15 protein-coding genes and 1 pseudogene are annotated in these 19,001 nt (G+C 61.5%); 10 read left to right on the forward strand and 6 right to left on the reverse strand.

The features are described from left to right. Positions 1 to 187 precede the first annotated feature (187 nt). The 6 genes from HOP59_RS07760 to HOP59_RS07785 all read left to right on the forward strand — a co-directional run bounded on the left by HOP59_RS07760 (position 188) and on the right by HOP59_RS07785 (position 7,859). On the forward strand, positions 188 to 679 hold the full coding sequence (locus HOP59_RS07760) for a hypothetical protein (protein ID WP_158409628.1): 492 nt from the start codon (positions 188 to 190) through the stop codon (positions 677 to 679). 183 nt (positions 680 to 862) lie between these two features. Then, positions 863 to 1,816, forward strand: a complete 954-nt coding sequence (locus tag HOP59_RS07765) for a hypothetical protein (RefSeq protein ID WP_010625976.1) — start codon at positions 863 to 865, stop codon at positions 1,814 to 1,816. A 101-nt stretch (positions 1,817 to 1,917) separates the two neighbouring features. Continuing rightward, positions 1,918 to 4,347, forward strand: coding sequence for a poly-beta-1,6 N-acetyl-D-glucosamine export porin PgaA (pgaA, locus tag HOP59_RS07770; RefSeq protein ID WP_234253405.1), 2,430 nt, complete (start codon positions 1,918 to 1,920; stop codon positions 4,345 to 4,347). Next, positions 4,344 to 6,302, forward strand: coding sequence for a poly-beta-1,6-N-acetyl-D-glucosamine N-deacetylase PgaB (pgaB, locus tag HOP59_RS07775; RefSeq protein WP_234253406.1), 1,959 nt, complete (start codon positions 4,344 to 4,346; stop codon positions 6,300 to 6,302). Before pgaA ends, pgaB begins: the two co-directional genes overlap by 4 nt. Further along, positions 6,299 to 7,546 (forward strand): poly-beta-1,6-N-acetyl-D-glucosamine synthase, encoded by a 1,248-nt coding sequence (pgaC, locus tag HOP59_RS07780; RefSeq protein WP_234253407.1) that lies wholly within the window; start codon positions 6,299 to 6,301, stop codon positions 7,544 to 7,546. The genes pgaB and pgaC overlap by 4 nt, the downstream gene beginning before the upstream one ends. Beyond that, entirely contained in the window at positions 7,539 to 7,859 is a 321-nt protein-coding gene (locus HOP59_RS07785; protein ID WP_234253408.1) for a hypothetical protein, read from the forward strand. Before pgaC ends, HOP59_RS07785 begins: the two co-directional genes overlap by 8 nt. Positions 7,860 to 7,886: 27 nt before the next feature. On the opposite strand, the gene HOP59_RS07790 is transcribed toward HOP59_RS07785, so the two are convergent. The 6 genes and pseudogenes from HOP59_RS07790 to HOP59_RS07815 all read right to left on the reverse strand — a co-directional run bounded on the left by HOP59_RS07790 (position 7,887) and on the right by HOP59_RS07815 (position 14,128). After that, positions 7,887 to 8,186: a hypothetical protein gene (locus tag HOP59_RS07790; protein WP_234253409.1), complete on the reverse strand. Its 300-nt coding sequence runs from the start codon at positions 8,184 to 8,186 to the stop codon at positions 7,887 to 7,889. A gap of 85 nt (positions 8,187 to 8,271) precedes the next feature. Further along, the gene (locus tag HOP59_RS07795) at positions 8,272 to 9,513 is read right to left on the reverse strand and encodes a P-loop nucleotide/nucleoside kinase family protein (protein ID WP_234253410.1); all 1,242 of its coding nucleotides are present in this window, start codon (positions 9,511 to 9,513) and stop codon (positions 8,272 to 8,274) included. Between the two features lie 23 nt (positions 9,514 to 9,536). After that, positions 9,537 to 10,820 carry a glutamate-1-semialdehyde 2,1-aminomutase gene (hemL, locus tag HOP59_RS07800; protein ID WP_234253508.1) on the reverse strand — a complete coding sequence of 428 codons (1,284 nt, stop codon included), beginning with the start codon at positions 10,818 to 10,820 and terminating at the stop codon, positions 9,537 to 9,539. Between the two features lie 189 nt (positions 10,821 to 11,009). Then, a pseudogene (gene thiD, locus HOP59_RS07805) lies at positions 11,010 to 11,801 on the reverse strand (bifunctional hydroxymethylpyrimidine kinase/phosphomethylpyrimidine kinase); the annotation flags it as partial. 2 nt (positions 11,802 to 11,803) lie between these two features. Further along, positions 11,804 to 12,235 carry a protoporphyrinogen oxidase HemJ gene (hemJ, locus tag HOP59_RS07810; RefSeq protein ID WP_010625968.1) on the reverse strand — a complete coding sequence of 144 codons (432 nt, stop codon included), beginning with the start codon at positions 12,233 to 12,235 and terminating at the stop codon, positions 11,804 to 11,806. 129 nt (positions 12,236 to 12,364) lie between these two features. Beyond that, on the reverse strand, positions 12,365 to 14,128 hold the full coding sequence (locus HOP59_RS07815) for a chloride channel protein (RefSeq protein WP_234253411.1): 1,764 nt from the start codon (positions 14,126 to 14,128) through the stop codon (positions 12,365 to 12,367). Positions 14,129 to 14,268: 140 nt separating this feature from the next. On the opposite strand from HOP59_RS07815, the gene argC reads away from it, so the two are divergent. The 4 genes from argC (at position 14,269) to rsmG (ending at position 18,983) form a co-directional block, all read left to right on the forward strand. Continuing rightward, a complete protein-coding gene (argC, locus tag HOP59_RS07820) occupies positions 14,269 to 15,303 on the forward strand; it encodes an N-acetyl-gamma-glutamyl-phosphate reductase (protein ID WP_234253412.1) in 1,035 nt (344 codons plus the stop codon). A gap of 235 nt (positions 15,304 to 15,538) precedes the next feature. Next, on the forward strand, positions 15,539 to 15,892 hold the full coding sequence (gene erpA / locus HOP59_RS07825) for an iron-sulfur cluster insertion protein ErpA (protein ID WP_010625965.1): 354 nt from the start codon (positions 15,539 to 15,541) through the stop codon (positions 15,890 to 15,892). Positions 15,893 to 16,425: 533 nt separating this feature from the next. Further along, on the forward strand, positions 16,426 to 18,321 hold the full coding sequence (gene mnmG / locus HOP59_RS07830) for a tRNA uridine-5-carboxymethylaminomethyl(34) synthesis enzyme MnmG (protein ID WP_234253413.1): 1,896 nt from the start codon (positions 16,426 to 16,428) through the stop codon (positions 18,319 to 18,321). Then, the gene (gene rsmG / locus HOP59_RS07835) at positions 18,318 to 18,983 is read left to right on the forward strand and encodes a 16S rRNA (guanine(527)-N(7))-methyltransferase RsmG (RefSeq protein WP_234253414.1); all 666 of its coding nucleotides are present in this window, start codon (positions 18,318 to 18,320) and stop codon (positions 18,981 to 18,983) included. Before mnmG ends, rsmG begins: the two co-directional genes overlap by 4 nt. Positions 18,984 to 19,001 lie beyond the last annotated feature (18 nt).

The raw sequence follows: 19,001 nt of genomic DNA on the forward strand, positions 1-19,001 counted from the left end.
ATATTTTGGCGCCTTTTTTTACATTTGTGTTTCGGCACGGTTAATTCCTGAAGACAAAAAACTAATTCTCCTGCAAAAACCGCGAGTGCTAAAAATTTAATACCACGAATAGAACTTCCGAATTATGGAATAAATGCACGCGCATACCGACACTGTAACTGAACGTAAAATCGCTAGAGTAAGTGCCATGAAGAAAAATGGAATTGTTACATTTTCTGTAGGGATGGCTCTAGTTGTGGCCAAAGCCGCCTCGGCCGGCGATCTCATGCCAAGTTCCGAACTCGATGTCGAATCGGCGAGCTCCACGTCTCGACAGGTGGCGACCATCTACCAGGCCGGCCAGGGAAATGAAGCTACTATCCTGCAGCAGGGTAGCCATAACGGCTCGCGTATCATGCAGCAAGGCTTTGCCAACGTTGCCAGCTCAAGGCAAGCCGGACACGCCAACGAAGCTCGAGTAGTGCAGAGCGGCGCTCACCTTGAAGCGTCGATCCTGCAAAATGGTCTAGGCCATGACGCCGGTATCGTGCAGATCGGGTACGGCAAAGAAGCGACCATTCACCAGCATGGCGCTTATGGAAGTGCCGAGATTCATCAGTTGGGAACTCATCGCACAAGTCCCATCACCATCACCCAGTTCTCACGTGGACAGGCAGCCGTCCAAGTCTATCGCTACTAGCTTCGTGGCTACCAGCGACTGCTCGGAACCTGCCATGGAGAAGTGCAAGAAGCATGGTTCATATAAAGATAATTGCTTGATTCCGTAAGTGGCAAATGGAAGCGATAGCCATGCTATCGAATCCTGAATCCACCCTGGCGGCAACAACGCTCAACCAGGGATTTCAAACGAGAGGGAATGGATATGAAATTCAAGATGACCGTCATGGCAGCCGCTATCGCTTTCTCCGGTGCGGCTCTCGCCAATGGAAACGTTTCCGACGTCGATCAAACCGGTTTCAACAACGACGTCAGCGTATCCCAGCTCACGCAGTTTGGTGGGGGTAACAATACCTCGGGTGTGAGCCAGGATGGCGTAGGCAATAGCGCGACCGTCCATCAGCAGGGCTGGTGGGGGCATAACGTATCGGACATCGAACAGGCAGGCTTGGGCAACGATGCCGATGTCTTCCAGAACGGCACCAATAACAGCGCTTCCGTCAGCCAGGAAGGCATGTTCAACACTTCCGACAGCCAGCAGATCGGGACGAAAAACGTTCTGGAAGTGAGTCAGGAAGGTGCCAAGAACAACGCCTCCACCTACCAGAACGGCTGGAACAATTTTGCCGACATCAGCCAAGAGGGCTTCGCCAACAGCTCCGACGTGGTACAAGACGGCAAGTTCAACGTCGCTCAGGTCCAGCAGGAAGGTCTCAAGAACGCTTCCGACATCACCCAGTCCGGCAACAACAACTACGCCAATGTCGATCAGAGCGGCAGCTTCAATGACTCCACCGTCGTCCAGAGCGGAACTTCCAACATCGCTGAAGTACACCAGCGCGATCTGAAGAACACCTCCGACATCACCCAGTCTGGCACCAACAATTATGCCAGTGTAGACCAGAGCAATTTCAACAACGACGCTATCATCGTCCAGAACGGTCGCAGCCACGTCTCCGAGGTGACTCAGAGCGGCTATAACGACCTGGCCGACTCCTTCCAGTCCGGCAAGAACCACTACTCCTCCATCACCCAGTCCGGTGCCGGCCTGCTGAGCCTGGCCAGCAACACGGCCACTCACGTGCAGATGGGTAGCAACAACTCAGCAACCACCACTCAGGTGGGCGGCGGCAACACGGCTCACGTATTCCAGCACTGAGCTTGATCGGAAAAGGCCCCGCTCGGGCGGGGCCTTTTCACTGCATCATTGCCGCGATACGGCTTGAGCAATACCGGACCACCTGCGCGAGACGAGGCCTGATGAAACGCTTGCTGCTTGCCGTTGCGCCTCTTTGCTTGATTGCGCTCCTTTCACCGATCGCTTTGGCCGAGACGCCGATCGACACTCAGCGTCAGGCCCTCGTGCAGCAGGCTGTCGACAGCGGCCAATGGGAAACGGCGATATCGCGCCTCGGTGTGCTTTACGCACGCACTGGTGACGTTGCGGTACGCAGTGACCTGATCGCACTGCTGATACGCGCCGATCGACTCGACGAGGCTCTCTCCGTTTGCCCGGGCTGCTCCGCCGATGTGTACACGAAAAGTGAACTGCTCGATCTGGGCGGTGCAGCACGCCGGCAAGGGAATGCGGAGCTCGCTCTGAGCTTCTTCTCGCACCTGGCCCTGCGAGAGCCCGAGGATCCGGCTGCCTGGCTGGGCCAGGCGCTGGCTCATACCGATCTTGGGCAGTACGCGCTGGCCGAAAGCGCATTGAGTCGCTACGAGATGCTTTCCGGCACCACGCTGGAAGCCATGGAAGCAAGAGGCTACCTGGCGGCCGAGACCGGCAACGTCCTCGCCGAACTCCAGGCACGCCAGGCTCTGGTCGAAAGAGGCCCGGACCGTGCCAACGAGATACGTGCTATGTATCGGCTCGCCTTGAGACTAGGCGCCAGCGAGCCTGCACGCCGGATGGTCGAGCAACACCCCGAACTCTTCACCTCCAGCGATGCCCTCTGGCTGCGCTACTACGAGGGCGTCAATGCCCTCCGTCTGGGCATCCATATCGACGATTATCGCAGCATCGAGCGGGGTCTGGCGCTGCTCGATCAGGTCGTGGCGGCAGATGACCTGCACCCCGATCTGGCAAGGCTGGCGGACTATGACCGCGTCGTGGCGCTTGCTCAACTGCGTCGATTCTCACAGGCCGAGGCATTGAGCGAGAGGCTACTTCACCAATACGGCCGCTTGCCCAACTATGTCCTGCGGGCCAGGGCGCATGCACTCAACGGCTTGGGGAAGCCCGAGCAAGCCATAGCGATCTATCAAGCCCTGCTCCGGGACGAGCCAGAGCGGGGGGCGGACCTGAGCGATCCTCTCTATGAGGCGCTGTTTTTCAGCCACACGGATGCCAGACAGTTTCGCGAGGCGCAGCGCCTGCTCGAAGCATGGCGCCGCACCGAACCTCCCTATCGACGGGATTTCACCGGCACCACCCATATCGAGAACCCCAATCTGTCGAAGGTACTCCTGCTCGACACCATGCTCGAGGCCTGGCGGGGTAACGAACGAGAGGCACTGACTCAGGTCGACGCCTACCTGGCCGAAGCACCAGCCAATGCCTATCTATGGCAGCTGCGGGGCGATATCGGACGCTGGCGCGGCTGGCCCGAGCAGGCCCAGGCCGACTATCGCCAAGCCGTTTCGCTACTGGGACCCGACCAGCGCGATACGGCCCGCCACGGTGAGTTGATGGCCAGACTTCAGCAGGGTAACTGGCAAGGCACGGTAACGCAGGTACGACAGGAACTCGACAACGCCAAACCCAGCGTATCGAGAGACAACCTCGAGCGGGAGTGGCGGGAGCAGCGCGCCGCTGAGCTCAGCTTTTCCGTCGAGCAAAGCGATGGCCAAGGCGGTGGTGGCACCCAGGCATCCAGGGAGTGGCGCAGCGATATCGTCTTTCGCTCGCCCCGCAGCGACAACGGGTCACGATACTTCCTGCAGCATCGTCATCAACAAGGCACCTTTGACGAGGGTTCACTGCGGGCGGGGTATGCCATCGCAGGCTATGAGTGGAATCTCTTTCCCAGTCAGGTCACGCTGGCTGCCGGTCATGGCCTGCATCTCAACGACGAACCGCATTTCAGCGCCGCGCTGCGCCATGACTTCACTGACCATCTCGCCGTCACCCTCGGCGCCGAATACAACAGCCTCACCACGCCGCTACGTGCCTTGAATGACGACGTCAGCGCCGACCGCTACCACGCAGCATTGACCTATCGGCGTGATGAAAGACGCAGTCTGGGCACCGAGATGAGCCTGACCGATTTCGACGATGGCAACCTGCGTCGCAGCGCGCTCGGCTATTGGCAGGAGCGGCTCTTTCACCGCGACCGCTGGTTGCTTGCCGCCACGGGTTGGCTCGGCGGTTCTCTCAACGATGAGGTGGATGCCAGCTACTACAACCCCGAACGGGACACCTACCTCAGTGGAGAGCTGATGCTCGAGTACGCTCATCCCCTGGGCTATCGCCGGACCTTTACTCAGGGCATCACGGCCGGTGTCGGCCGGTATTGGCAGCAAGGTGAAGACGATGACGATACCTGGAGCCTCGGCTATCACCAGCGCTGGGAGCTGTTGCCGAGCGTATCCATCGAATACGGCATTGCCCGCCAGCGAGCCGTGTACGACGGCCAGGCCGAACACGACACGGTAGTGACTGGAACCCTGGTATGGAGATTCCCATGAGCGTCAGGATGGCCCTTCTCTTCGGCCTGCTCTACCTCTGCATTCTCGCACAGCCCGCCCTGGCGGCCCGGGAGGGCAACGACTTCGTGGTGATCAGCTACCATGACGTGGTCGATTTCGATGTGACACCGAAACTTGCCCTGCTGCCGCAGACGATCACACGAACGCGCCTCATCGAACACTTCAACCTGATAAGGGCCCACGGCTACCAGCCCGTTTCCTTGCAACAGGTACTCGATGCCGAGGCCGGCATCGCCCCCTTGCCCGACAAGGCCGTTATGCTGGTCTTCGATGATGGTTATCGAAGCTTTTACGACATCGTCTACCCACTTCTGCAGCTCTATCGCTACCCTGCCATCACGGCGATAGTCGGCAGTTGGATCGATGTTCCGCCAACCGACCCCGTGCCCTATGGCGACGGCTTTCTCGAACGGGATCGCATCATGACTCGAGAGCAGCTGCGCGAGCTGCATGACGATCCGCTGGTAGAGATCGCATCGCATACCTACGACCTGCACTATGGGGTGATCGGCAACCCCCAAGGCAATGAACAGGCGGCCGCCGTCACCAGCCGCTGGCAGACAGACGGTTACGAGAGCGAGGCCGACTATCTGCAGCGAATACGTGACGACATGCATCGGGCCAGCGAGCAGTTGAAGGAGATCACCGGCACGCCACCGCGTCTCATGGTGTGGCCCTACGGAGCCTACAGTCAGGCCACCCTGGATATTGCCGCCGAGCACGGCATGCCACACAGCTTCAGTCTGCTCAGCCAGCCCAACCGCATCGGTGACGGCACGAGGGTCATGGGCCGCTACCTCATCGATCAGGAAACCAGCCTGCAGACCTTCGAGGAAATACTCAGCAACCGGGTGTGGGAACGCGACGTCCTGCGTATCGTGCATGTGGATCTCGACTACGTATACGATCCCGACCCCATTCAGCAGGAAGCCAATCTGGACCTGTTGATCGACCGCATCTACCGCTTCGGGGTCAGCACGGTCTACCTGCAGGCTTTCGCCGACCCCAACGGCAATGGCGTGGCCGAGGCTCTCTATTTTCCCAACCGTCATCTCCCGATGCGCGAAGATCTGTTCAATCGCGTTGCCTGGCAGCTGAAGAAACGCGCCGATGTAAAGGTCTATGCCTGGATGCCGGTGCTCGCCTTCGATCTGGGTCCGGGGCACCCCTACGTCACGGATGCCAGGACTGGGCAGAAGGCCACGGAACACTACCTGCGTCTCTCACCCTACTCGGCAGCCAATCGACAGCTCATTGCCGAGATTTACGAAGACCTCGGCCGCATGACCAAGTTCGATGGCCTGCTCTTCCACGACGATGCCTTCCTGACCGACTTCGAGGATGCCAGCGAAGAGGCTCGCAGTGTCTACGCAGACGAATGGAACCTGCCACCCGATGTCGACAGCATTCGCGCAGATGAAGCGCTTTTTCACCAGTGGACCCAGCAAAAGACTTCGTTCTTGACGCAGTTCACCCTCGAGCTGGTCGAGGCTGCCAACTACTATCGGCAATCCGACAACAAGACTTTCACGATTTCTCGAAACATCTATGCGCTGCCTATTCTCGAGCCGGAGAGTCAGGCCTGGTTCGCTCAATCGGCAGAGGATTTCGCTGCCGCCTACGACTATGTCGCAGTCATGGCCATGCCTTACATGGAAGAGGCTGATAATCCGCAGCGCTGGCTGGAGGAGTTGGCACGAGCTTCTCTGGCTGCCGTTCCTGCCGATCGGTTGGTGTTCGAATTACAAACACGTGACTGGCGAGACGATACACTCGTTCCCAATGAAGTTCTCATGAGCTGGATCGATACCGTCAAGCAAACTGGCGTCAGGCACATCGGCTACTACCCCGATGACTTTCACATCAATCATCCTGATATTTACATGCTGCGTCCGATTTTCTCTCTTGGCCGAAGATTCGGGGTGCAGCAATGAATATCCTTGATGCCATATCGATATTTACCTATGCCTATCCCAGCGTCATGGCCACGATATGGATCTGCGGGGGGCTCTATTTTTACTTGCATTGGGAACGAAAACAGGCTTGGCCTGAACCTCAGGTATGGGATGAAACATGCCCCCAAGTTTCCTTGTTACTGCCCTGCTATAATGAAGCCGCTAATATCCGGGAAACCATAGAGCATCTGAAACATCAAAATTACCCAAAACTGGAAATCATCGCCATCAATGATGGCAGCAAAGATGCTACAGGAGAGCTACTGGAGTCTCTCAAGCTCACCTGTCCGAACCTGAAGGTCCTTCATCAGAGCAATCAGGGCAAGGCCAGCGCTCTCAACCATGGGCTCAAGGAGGCCACCGGCGAGATCATCGTTGGCATCGATGGCGATGCCATTCTCGATTACGACGCCATCGGCTACATGGTGGGGCACTTCCTGCAAAGTTCCAACGTCAGCGGCGTAACCGGGAATCCCAGGGTGAGAACGCGCTCCACGGTGATCGGCAAGATACAGACCGGTGAGTTCTCATCCATCATCGGCTTGATCAAGCGAGCCCAGCGAATCTACGGCATGGTGTTCACGATTTCCGGCGTGGTTTGCGCGTTTAGAAGGAGCGCGCTAGAAGCCATCGAAGGGTGGAACACCGACATGATCACCGAGGACATCGATATCAGCTGGCGCCTGCAAATGGCGGGAGGACAGGTCCGCTACGAGCCGAGGGCGCTGTGCTGGGTGCTGATGCCGGAAACGCTCCGCGGTCTGTTTCGTCAGCGCCTGCGCTGGGCCCAAGGCGGTGCAGAAGTCTTTTTGCGCTACTTCACTCAGACGGTGAGATGGCAGAACCGGCGCTTCTGGCCATTGATGCTGGAGTACATGGTCAGCGTTGTGTGGTGCTACTCTGCATTGTTCATGCTGCTGTCTTGGCTCTTTTCCTTGGCCTTCCTCACATCCTCAACGGTCTACTCGGGCGCTCTTCTTTCCTATGTAGGAAGCACTCTTATCATACTGAGCTTCGTTCAGTTTATCGTCAGTTTTTCTATCGACAGTCGTTATGAGCGAGGTATGTTGCGTTGCGCATACTGGTGTGTCTGGTATCCGCTCGTCTACTGGCTATTGAACATGGCTACGGTTGTCTTGGCAGTACCCAAGGCCGCAAAGCGACAGAAAGGCCGATTGGCTACCTGGACCAGCCCAGACAGAGGAGAAATCTTCCATGAATAAGTTGCATCCAGTGGTCATCAACAATCCAGGTAAAAGGAGCCTGTCCTATCGGGCAAGGGACCTATCCATTACCACACTGACCTTGGCCGTTTGGCTGGCGCTGATCGCCAAGACGACCATCTCCATCATCAGCAGTGATGTCTGGATACTGACGATCGCGACTTCGTTGCTGCCGAGAGTGATCGTCCTGGGATTCATCCTGACGTTCCTCAGCTTTCACTGCTGGGCCCTCTACAAGCGATATCTTTATCACCGCAGGCAGAAAGGCAGCTCCGGCCTGCATGCCTCCAGGCAATCCGACGCCATGGCCTGACCAACGGAAGGGGCGAGATCAGACCTGCTATCTGACCCGAAGTCTGATTTCGCTACCCTGCCCCTGGGTGCTGGAACGGCTGACACTTCCCTGCTTACGCACCTCGACGCTCAGTGCGCCTTCCTGGCTCGTCTGGCGGATGTGCGCTTCCAATGCCTCCCCTTGATAGCGATATTCACTGGGGACGCTCTCTTCCAGCTCATGAGTTACGGCCTGAACCCCATCATCGATCTTCAATGAAGCTTGAAAGCGGGTGCCCGGCACGCCATCGAAGATGATCACGATCTCGCTTTTGGGTGAATCAGCCCGACTTACCTGCTTCGACATGGCATTCGCTCCGGCAACGGCCAACATGAAGCTAACACCTATCAAGCTGGCCAAGAGGATCCATGAAAACCTGTTCATCATATTCTCAGCTAAAGCTCAGATTGAAACGCTTCTCGACCAATAAGGCCAATGTATCACCGACATGTTCCGCCGTGGTATCTATGCGCAACAAATTGCGCCTTTCGTCAGGGGAAAAATCCTCGAAGCCTTCCATTTGGCCATTCAGCACGGCAAGGCTTGCATCAGGCTCTACACCATACTCCCCTGAGCGCTTGATGATGCGCTCCTTCAAGGTATCCTCGTCCGCCTCGAAGCTGACGATGAGCACCGGCAGGCCGCGCGCCTCGCCCTGCTGTCGCAGCAGCTGCCGCTGCGCTTGTGTCAGGCAGGTAGCATCGATGCAGGTGGGTATGCCGGCATTGAGCAGCAGGCCGGCAAGACTGGCCAGACGCTGATAGGTACGCTCGGTGGACTCGGGACTGAAGATATCCACAGCCGTATCGGGCTCCACCGCCTGTGGATCGATTCCGAACAGCCGTCTGCGTTCGGCATCCGAGCACAGCCTGACGGCCCCCAGCCGCTCGACGATCTCGGCCATGAAGCGACTCTTGCCGCTGCCTGAGACGCCAACCCCGATGATCAACGGCGGAAAGCGGAAGTTGGAGACCTGTTCGGCCAGGTCGAGATAGCGACGACACTCGGTCATGATCTCCGCCATGCGGAATGCCGGCTCACGCCCCGACTCAGAGCGCTGCAGCGCTCGCCGTGCCCCTGCCAGGCAACGACACACCGCAAAGACCGAGATCAGCCGCATCAGGGAGTAGTCGCCGGAGCGACGCAGATAGCGATCCAGGGCGTAGTGCGCCAGTCGCGTCTCGTCGCGGACATACAGGCCCACCAGCAGCGAGACCAGGTCGAACCCCGGATCGAGGCAACGATTGGCCATGGGATCCGCTGGCTCGAGATCGAGAGCGCTGGTCATGATGAGGCGCTGCCGATCGCACAACGGCAGAACCTGCCGCCCTACGATCCAGCTCGGACGCGGTTCGCCGCGCTCGTCGAACCAGGGCTCTAGCCTCACCATCTCCTGCTCCAACCAGGCCTCGAGCCGTTGCAGGTGCAAGCGATCCTCCTCACCGCTCAGGCGTGCATCGAGCACGCCGACTTCCTCCTTGACTAGGGCCCGGGTTGCCGCCAGGCAGCCCGACGCCCCCACATAAGGCAGGTCGTCGACGAAGGAGCGGTGCGACGCCACCAGCGAATCGATCAGCTCATCCAGCTCGAGGGCGGTGGCTGAGGTCGGGTAGGGCACTGAAGTGGCGTCCATGTTCACTCCTGTTTTCTATTGGCCTAGCGTACCTTGGCGAATGCCTTCTCGGCAGCGTCCAGCGTGAATTGAATGTCTTCCGGCGTATGCGCGCTCGACATGAATCCCGCCTCGTAGGCCGAGGGTGCCAGGTAAACGCCCTCTTCCAGCATCGCCGCAAAGAAGCGCCGGAAGGCCTCGGCATCGCAGGCCGTGGCCTGGGCGAAATTGTCGACCCGGGTCTGCCCGGTGAAGAACAGCCCGAACATGCCACCCACGCGCTGGGTGATCATGTCGACCCCGGCGGCATCGGCGCGCTCCTGCAGCCCGTGACACAGCGTTTCCACGCGCTGCGCCAGGGCATCGTGGAAGCCGGGCTCGCGCAGCTTGGTCAACAGGGCGATACCGGCGGCCATGGCCAGCGGGTTGCCCGACAGCGTACCCGCCTGATAGACGGGCCCCAGCGGTGAGATCTGCTCCATGATCGCACGCTTGCCGCCGAAGGCGCCCACCGGCATGCCACCGCCGACGATCTTGCCCAGACAGGTCAGATCGGGCTCGATGCCGAAGTGCGCCTGGGCCCCACCCAGGGCAACGCGAAAACCGGTCATCACTTCATCAAAGATCAGCACACTGCCGTACTCGGTGCAAACCCGGCGCAAGGTTTCGAGGAAACCCGGCTGCGGCGGGATGCAGTTCATGTTGCCCGCCACCGGCTCGACGATGATGCAGGCGATCTCGTTGCCGATCTCCTCGAAGCAGGTTTCCACCTCATCGAGGTCGTTGTAGGACAGCGTGATGGTGTGCTCGGCCAGTGACGCCGGCACCCCCGGGGAGCTGGGCTCGCCATGGGTCAGGGCGCCGGAGCCGGCCTTGACCAGCAGCGAGTCGGAGTGGCCGTGGTAGTTGCCCTCGAACTTGACGATCTTGTCGCGCCCGGTATAGCCGCGCGCCAGTCGAATCGCCGACATGGTGGCCTCGGTCCCCGAGTTGACCATACGCACCAGTTCGATGGAGGGGATCATCTCGCAGATCAGCTCGGCCATGGTGGTCTCGATGGCCGTCGGCGTGCCGAAAGAAAGACCGTGGTCGAGTCGGCTACGCACGGCACCCAGCACGTCCGGATCGGCGTGGCCGGTGATCATCGGCCCCCAGGAACCGACATAGTCGACATAACGCTTGCCCTCGACGTCGAACAGGTAGGCACCCTGCGCCCGCTCCATGAACACCGGCGGCCGGTGCAGGCCCTTGAAGGCGCGCACGGGAGAGTTGACGCCACCGGGAATATGGCGGCGAGCCTGTTCGAAGAGCGTTTCGGAAGTGGTCATGTAAGCCTCTTTGCTGTCACGAGAATGGTGTAACCCCGTCACGGGTAGTGCCAGGCTCACGCTGCCCGGTCTGTGGATAACTTCTTGGATAACCTTGGAATGCGTGGTGAAGTTACGGTGATCTTCGCTCATTGAAGGGGCTTTGGCCACGCCCTGTACGGGATCGTGCCAGCTGCCCTGGGCAGCCGTTCGCCGCGGCAGCGCCTGAGCATTACCCGGCTGCCATGCCTTGGCCAGCGCCTGCCAGGTGAAGCGCTGAGCCTGTTCGCAGGCAACCTCCAAGGACTCACCGGCCGCGAGCCGTGCCGCCAACGCCGCGGCCAGAGTGCAGCCCGAGCCGTGAAACCTGCCTGCCAGCCGCGGCCAGCGCCAGGCACGGTTCTGTTCTGATGCATACAGCACCTGCTCGACGACATCCTGCGGCACGTCGCAATCGGGATCGTCGCTGCCGGTCACCAACACGGCACGACAGCCCAGCGCCATCAGTTGACGCGCACGCGCTTCGTCATCCTGTGGCTCCGTTCCGGCCAGGCGTTCGAGCTCGAGACGATTCGGCGTCAGGATATCCACAAGCGGTAGCAGACGAGAGCGGAAGACCTCGACCATGGCGGATGTGGATAACTCTTTGCCGCCACCCGCCTTGAGCACCGGATCGACCACCACGGGGATGCCCGGCCGTGCCTTGATGATGTCGACCACGGCATCGAGCGTCTCGCGGCTTGCCAGCAGGCCGACCTTGATCGCTGCCAGACGAAAGCCGGAGAGCCGCGCCGTCATCTCGCGAATCAGTTCGGCCGGCACCGGAACCACACGATGCACGTCGCGGCAATCCTGCATCGTCAGCGCCGTCGGCACCGTCAACGCCCAGCCGCCGCAGGCGGCGATCGCCTCGCCGTCGGCCATGATGCCCGCGCCGCCGGTAGGGTCGTGGCCGGCCAGTACCAGCACCACGGGTGGCTGTGTGTTCGTTTCGCCGGCCATGCTCAGAACGGCTTCAGCACGGCCAGGATCACGATGGCCAACAGCACGACCACCGGCAGCTCGTTGAACCAGCGAAAGAACACGTGGCTACGCTGACAGCGCCCCGCAGCGAACTGCTTGAGATAGATCAGGCAGACATGGTGGTAGGCCACCAACAACACCACCAACAGCAGCTTGACGTGCATCCAGCCCATGCCGAGCCAGTGCGGCATCAGATAAAGAAGCCACAGGCCGAACACGATCACCGCGATCATCGAAGGCGTCATGATGCCGCGATAGAGCTTGCGCTCCATCACGCTGAAGTAATCGATGGCCTGCTGCTCGCCCTTGTCGCGCGCCATGGCGTGATAGACATAGAGGCGCGGCAGGTAGAACAGCGCCGCGAACCAGGTCACCACGGCCACGATGTGCAGCGCCTTGATCCAGAGATACATGCAGTCTCCTCAGAGATGACGACGACGATCGCTGCCGCCTCGTTTCATTGAACGTACTTCAAGAACTCGTCCGGCTCACGTCAGCGACTCACTTCAATGACTCGCTTCAGCGACTCTCACTTCAGCGACTCACTTCAGCGAATAGTAACGCTCGATGGAGCCGCGGGTGATGATACCGGAAATTCGCTGCTGCTTCGGTCGCCGGCCCTGCTCGACGAACAGCGCATCGACCGCCTGATCGTTGAGTCGCTCGAACGCCTCAGACAGGGTTGCCTGGTGATGGATCGGCGCCATTTCCAGACGCAGCCCCGGTACCTCGAGCAGGTCGAACAGCGCGTCTTCGTCTTCGCCAACCGCTTCGGCTTCCTGCGTTTCGTCCATCAAGGCGCGGGCTAGGTCGGCGGCCTTGAGCGCCAGTGTCGGCTTGTCGTCGCTCGAACGTACGATCAATATCCAGGCCGGTCTGGCATCGAGCAGCACCCGAGCCTGATCGCGGGTGACCATGCGCGGCGTGGCGACGAAGCTGCGCTCCATCACCGCCGGCACCGAGACCCGCGACAGCGCCTGCATCAACGGCTGTTGCAGCGGGTGCAGGCCATGGCGGGTCATGCTGATGAAGAAGCCGTCGCAGCGACACAGCTGGCGTGCCGTCAGCCCCGATACCACCACCGCCAGCATGCCCGGCAGAATGATATTGGGGTTATGGGTCAGTTCTAGCAGTGCCATTAGCGCCGCCAGAGGCGCCTGCAGCACCGCCCCCATCATCGCCGCCATGCCCAGCATGGCGTAGAACCCTGGCTCCATCTCCAGTTGCGGAAACAACCAGGCGCCCAGCAGCTCGGCCAGTGCGCCGGCGGCGGCCCCGACCACCAGCACCGGGCCGATGATGCCGATGGGGATACCGCTGGCCACGGTGATGGCGGTGAGCAGCAGCTTGGCTACCACCAGTGCCAGCAGCACCTCGACCGCCAGATTGCCGGCTAACGCGGCTTCCATGCTGTCGTAACCGATGCCCTGGACTTCGGGAAACCACCACGCCACCGTCGCCGTGGCCAACGCCACCAGCGCCAGACGCAGCGGCACCGGCAGCCCGGCGATGCGTTCGCTGCGCGCCACGTGGATGAAGAGTCCGGCCAGCAGCCCGATGAACAGCGCCGTGACCACGATCCACGGCAGATTCATCAACGAGCCCAGGCTGACGCTGGGTACCTGGAAGGCCGGCTCGGAACCGTATACCAGCATGGCCACAAGCGCCCCCATGGTGGAGGCCAGAATGACGGGCATGAAGCCGGCAATGGTGTACTCCATCATCACCACTTCCATGGCGAAGATGACACCGGCAATCGGGGTATTGAACGAGGCCGAGATGCCCGCCGCCGTGCCACAGGCCACCAGCACTCGCAGGCTGTTGTGCGGCAGGCGCAGCTGCTGGCCCAGGCCGCTGGCCGCGGCCGCGCCGAGATGTATAGCCGGCCCTTCGCGTCCGGCGGAGAGGCCGCCCAGCACCGTGGTCACCCCCACCCACCACTGATTGATCCAGTTGCGCAGCGGAAAGCGCCCCTGATGATAGGTGAGTCGTTCGATGACATGACCGACCCCCAGCTTGCGTGCCGCCGCCGGCTGACGCCACAGGAAAATGCCGATAATGGCCACGGCGATCAAAGGCAGGCTCGAGCGCACCATCGGCGGCAGCCCCTCGAAGGCCTCGTGATCACCGCCGGGCATGAACAGCACGCCCCCCAGCTCGAGCAGCAAGCGGAAGGCGACCATCACCGCACCGGTGACGAGCCCTGAAACGACGCCCAGCACACACAGCTGCGGCAAGGCATCCACGCTGGCCAGCTGGCGGCGAAATCTCTCGAGGCTGAAGCTAGGTAGTGAAAAACGCGGCACGGCGGTTTCCTGTCCAGGCATTCCTATATGAGTGGGACGCGCCGGCTGGGTGGTCGCCCCCTCTCTTGTGTATCATATCCGGACAGAGCGGTCCCGTTGGCAGCCGCTCCCTGCCAGGCAACCATCGAAGGAGTCGCATCGTGATCAAGGTCGGAATCGTCGGCGGCACCGGTTACACCGGGGTCGAACTGCTCAGGCTGCTGGCGCAGCACCCGCAAGTCGAGGTCGAGGCGATCACCTCGCGCTCCGAAGCCGGTGTACGCGTCTGCGAGATGTACCCCAACCTGCGCGGCCACTACGACGAGCTGGCCTTCAGCGAGCCTGACCCGCAGCGCCTGGGCGCCTGCGACGCGGTCTTCTTCGCCACCCCCCACGGCGTCGCCCATGCTCTGGCCGGTGAACTGCTCGAGCGGGGCACCCGGGTGATCGACCTCTCCGCCGACTTCCGCCTGCGTGACGCCGAGGTATGGGCCGAGTGGTACGGCCAGCCTCACGGCGCCCCGGAGCTGCTCGAAGAAGCCGTGTACGGGCTGCCCGAGATGCACCGCGAGCGCATTCGTCAGGCACGCCTGATCGCCGTGCCCGGCTGCTACCCCACCGCGGTGCAACTGGGCCTGCTGCCGCTGCTGGAAGCCGGCCTGATCGACGCTGCCCACTTGATCGCCGACTGCAAGTCCGGCGTCACCGGCGCCGGCCGCGGCGCCAAGGTGCCCTCACTGCTGGCCGAGGCCAGCGAATCGATGAAGGCCTACGGCGCTTCCGGCCACCGCCACCTGCCGGAAATCAGCCAGGGCCTCCGCGATGCTGCCAAGGGCTCGGTGGGCCTGACCTTCGTGCCCCACCTGACGCCGATGATCCGCGGCATTCATGCCACCCTGTACGGGCGCCTGACCGGCGAGCCCGGCGATCTGCAGGCACTGTTCGAGCAGCGCTTCGCCGCCGAGCCCTTCGTCGACGTGATGCCCGCCGGCAGCCACCCCGAGACGCGCAGCGTCAAGGGCGCCAATGTCTGCCGCCTGGCCGTGCATCGGCCGGGCAACGGCGACACCGTGGTGGTACTCTCGGTGATAGACAACCTGGTCAAGGGCGCTTCCGGCCAGGCGGTGCAGAACCTCAACCTGATGTTCGGCTTCGACGAGCATGCCGGACTCGCCGCCCCCGCCCTGATGCCCTGATGATTTCACCAGAGGTATTGGGAGCCGGGGGCAGGTCGTAGAGGAGGTTCTACGCCAGGGATGGCGTCGATAGCGCCCAGGGATGGGTTTACAGCGCCTCCTCGTAGACCTGCCGACGGCTCAGCCCCTAGCGATGCCGTCACTGGTGAGTCCTTTTCCTGAATAGTTGACCCTTTTGCTAGGAATTTAAGATAATCGATTGTTATCCATTCATTCGGCTCACGGGAGGATGCCCATGAGCGGCGCAGAATCTTTCGTCCCTACTCCCATGATGCTCAGCGCAGCCGCCAGGAAGCGGCTCCAGACACTGATTGCGGAGGAGGGCAAGCCCGAACTCAAGCTGCGCGTCTACGTGACGGGCGGCGGCTGCTCGGGTTTCCAGTACGGCTTCGACTTTGCCGATACCGTCGGCGAGGACGATACCGTCATCGAATTCGGAGAGGTGGCCCTGGTGGTCGACGAGCTCTCCTACCAGTACCTCGTAGGGTCCACCGTCGACTACGAAGAGGGACTCGCAGGCGCTCGCTTCCTGGTGCAGAACCCCAACGCGACGACTACCTGCGGCTGCGGCGCTTCCTTCATGGTCTGATCCTTCTCCCTCTCTTCGAGCCCGATCGTAAGCCCTGTCGTTCCCGACAGGGCTTTTTTTCGCCTGTGGATAACATTCTTCTCTTGAAGCTCCCGATCGCGCTGCAAACCGCATGAGGCCGGGATCTTGTCGTCATCAGCGCAACTGTTCACAGTCGCGGTGACAAGCCCGGTAGCCAACGGTGGAAAAGAGGTGTAGCGTTGCCGCTGTGGAAAAGACCCTCTTTTATACACAGCCTCGTCACCGCTCGCCCTCAGCTCGTCATCCTCTTCTCACCACAAAAGTCAACAATGCAACTTACTGATATATCTGTAGGACATTGTGTTATCCACAGAAATTGTCCACACCAGTAGTCACAACCACAACAGAACTTCTCTCTTTTAATCATTCTGTTTTGTTTAGTGAGTGGTAGCTCGCGGCTGGCAGGCAAACCCGGTGTGGAAAACCCTGACGGTTACCCACAGTCGGTTTATACTGGCAGGCTGTTTTTCATCCCTAGGCAATATCCGCGCACAAGCGCAACGAGGTGAACCTTGGAGTATCCCGACCGCTTTGACGTCATCGTCATCGGCGGCGGCCATGCGGGAACCGAAGCCGCTCTGGCCTCCGCCCGCATGGGCTGTCAGACCCTGCTGCTGACCCATAACATCGAGACCCTCGGTCAGATGTCCTGCAATCCCGCCATCGGCGGGATCGGCAAGAGCCATCTGGTCAAGGAGATCGATGCGCTGGGCGGTGCCATGGGTCTGGCCACCGATCTCGGCGGCATCCAGTTTCGCGTGCTCAACGCACGTAAGGGACCGGCGGTGCGTGCCACCCGCGCCCAGGCCGACCGAGTGCGCTACAAGGCAGCCATTCGCGGCATGCTGGAGAACGCCCCCAACCTGACGATCTTCCAACAGGCGGCGGGGGATCTGATCGTCGATGGCGACACCGTGCGTGGCGTGATCACCGAGACCGGTATTCAATTCCATGCCGAAACGGTGGTGCTGTGCACCGGCACCTTCCTCGGTGGGGTGATCCATATCGGTCTCGATCAGAGCCGTGGCGGACGCGCCGGCGATCCTCCCTCCAACGCACTGGCCAGCCGTCTGCGCGAACTGCCGTTCCGGGTCGATCGGCTCAAGACCGGTACCCCGCCGCGGCTGGACGCCAAGAGCGTCGACTTCTCGGTGCTCGAGGAGCAGCCGGGCGACACGCCGACCCCGGTGATGTCCTTCCTCGGTAATCGCGAGATGCACCCGCGTCAGGTGAGCTGTCACATTGCGCACACCAACGAGCGCACCCACGAGATCATCTTCGCCAACCTCGACCGCTCGCCGATGTATTCCGGCGTGATCGAGGGCGTCGGGCCGCGCTACTGTCCATCGATCGAGGACAAGGTGCACCGCTTCGCCGACAAGGCGAGCCACCAGGTGTTCATCGAGCCTGAAGGCCTCGACACCCACGAGCTCTACCCCAACGGCATCTCCACCTCGCTGCCCTTCGACGTGCAGCTCAAGGTGGTGCGCTCGATGAAGGGGCTGGAGAACGCGCACATCACCCGCCCCGGCTATGCCATCGAGTACGATTTCTTCGATCCGCGCGATCTCAGGCACTCGCTGGAAACCAAATTTATCCACAACCTATTTTTCGCCGGTCAGATCAACGGCACTACCGGCTACGAGGAGGCCGGCGCCCAGGGGCTGCTCGCCGGCCTCAATGCCGCGCGCCGTGCCAAGGGGCTTGAGGCCTGGTGGCCGCGGCGCGACGAGGCCTACCTCGGCGTGCTGGTCGACGACCTGATCACCCTGGGCACCAAGGAGCCCTACCGCATGTTCACCTCGCGTGCCGAGTACCGTCTGCTGCTGCGCGAGGACAACGCCGACCTGCGCCTCACCAAGGCCGGTCGCGAACTGGGGCTGGTCGACGACGCACGCTGGGCCGCGTTCAGCGTCAAGCGCGAGGCGATCGAGCGCGAAAGCGCCCGGCTCAAGGCCAGTTGGGTGCAGCCCGGCAGCCCGGCTGCCGAGGCCATCGAGACCAGGACCGGCAAACCGCTGGCCCGCGAGTACAGCCTGCTCGACCTGCTCAAGCGCCCCGAGCTCGGCTACGCCGACGTGGCCCACCTCGCCGGCGAGCCGGTGAACGACGAGGCGGTGGCCGAGCAGGTGCAGATCCAGGCCAAGTACCAGGGCTACATTGACCGCCAGCAGGACGAGATCGACAAGCTCAAGCGTCACGAAGCCACCCCACTGCCGGCCGATCTCGACTACGTCCAGGTCGAGGGGCTCTCCCACGAGATCCGTCAGAAGCTCGCCGAGGCGCGTCCGGAGACCCTGGCCCAGGCTTCGCGGATCTCCGGCGTGACCCCGGCGGCGGTCTCTATCCTGCTGATCCACCTGAAGAAACGCCGTCTTCTCGACGACACGCGAGTGGCCAACGGATGAGCGAAGCCATCACGCCTCAAGTGGCGGCTCGCCTCGACGAAGGCTTCACGGCACTGGGTCTCGAACTCGACGCGGAGAAGCGCGAGCGACTGCTGCGCCTGGTCGGGCTGTTGCACAAGTGGAATCGCGCCTATAACCTCACCGCGATACGCTCACCGGAAGAGATGGTGTCAAGGCACCTGCTCGACAGCGCGGCCGTGCTGCCTCACGTCGGCCCCGCGCCGCTGCTCGACGTTGGCGCCGGGCCCGGTCTGCCGGGGCTAGTGCTGGCGATCCTCGAGCCGAGCCTGGCGGTCACGCTGCTCGACAGCAACGGCAAGAAGGTGCGCTTTCAGCGCCAGGCGGTGATGGAGTTGGGGTTGACCAACGTCACCCCGGTGCAGGCCCGGGTCGAGGCTTTCGAGCCACCGCCGGGTGGCTTCGCGCAGATCGTCTCGCGCGCCTTCGCCAGTCTGGCGGATTTCGTCGCGCTGACCGAGCCGCTGCTGGCCCGCGACGGGCGCTGGCTGGCCATGAAGGGGCCGGCGGCCGACGACGAGCTGGCGGCGCTGGATGCCGGTGTGGTCGTGCGCGAGCGCCACGTGCTTGCGGTACCGTTCACCGTGGGGGAGCGTCAGCTGTTGATCGTCGAGCGAACCGATTCCAACCCAGGCCGCCGTTGAAGCGAGCCGTCGACGCAA

The organism is Billgrantia aerodenitrificans (assembly GCF_021404405.1).
Classification (GTDB): domain Bacteria; phylum Pseudomonadota; class Gammaproteobacteria; order Pseudomonadales; family Halomonadaceae; genus Halomonas; species Halomonas aerodenitrificans.

Coding starts and splice junctions, on each gene's coding strand:
- HOP59_RS07795 (WP_234253410.1), bottom strand. CDS start 9,513: ATGGACGCCACTTCAGTGCCCTACCCGACCTCAGCCACCGCCCTCGAG.
- HOP59_RS07785 (WP_234253408.1), top strand. CDS start 7,539: ATGAATAAGTTGCATCCAGTGGTCATCAACAATCCAGGTAAAAGGAGC.
- pgaC (WP_234253407.1), top strand. CDS start 6,299: ATGAATATCCTTGATGCCATATCGATATTTACCTATGCCTATCCCAGC.
- pgaA (WP_234253405.1), top strand. CDS start 1,918: ATGAAACGCTTGCTGCTTGCCGTTGCGCCTCTTTGCTTGATTGCGCTC.
- hemJ (WP_010625968.1), bottom strand. CDS start 12,235: ATGTATCTCTGGATCAAGGCGCTGCACATCGTGGCCGTGGTGACCTGG.
- erpA (WP_010625965.1), top strand. CDS start 15,539: ATGAGCGGCGCAGAATCTTTCGTCCCTACTCCCATGATGCTCAGCGCA.
- rsmG (WP_234253414.1), top strand. CDS start 18,318: ATGAGCGAAGCCATCACGCCTCAAGTGGCGGCTCGCCTCGACGAAGGC.
- hemL (WP_234253508.1), bottom strand. CDS start 10,820: ATGACCACTTCCGAAACGCTCTTCGAACAGGCTCGCCGCCATATTCCC.
- pgaB (WP_234253406.1), top strand. CDS start 4,344: ATGAGCGTCAGGATGGCCCTTCTCTTCGGCCTGCTCTACCTCTGCATT.
- HOP59_RS07760 (WP_158409628.1), top strand. CDS start 188: ATGAAGAAAAATGGAATTGTTACATTTTCTGTAGGGATGGCTCTAGTT.
- HOP59_RS07790 (WP_234253409.1), bottom strand. CDS start 8,186: ATGTCGAAGCAGGTAAGTCGGGCTGATTCACCCAAAAGCGAGATCGTG.
- HOP59_RS07765 (WP_010625976.1), top strand. CDS start 863: ATGAAATTCAAGATGACCGTCATGGCAGCCGCTATCGCTTTCTCCGGT.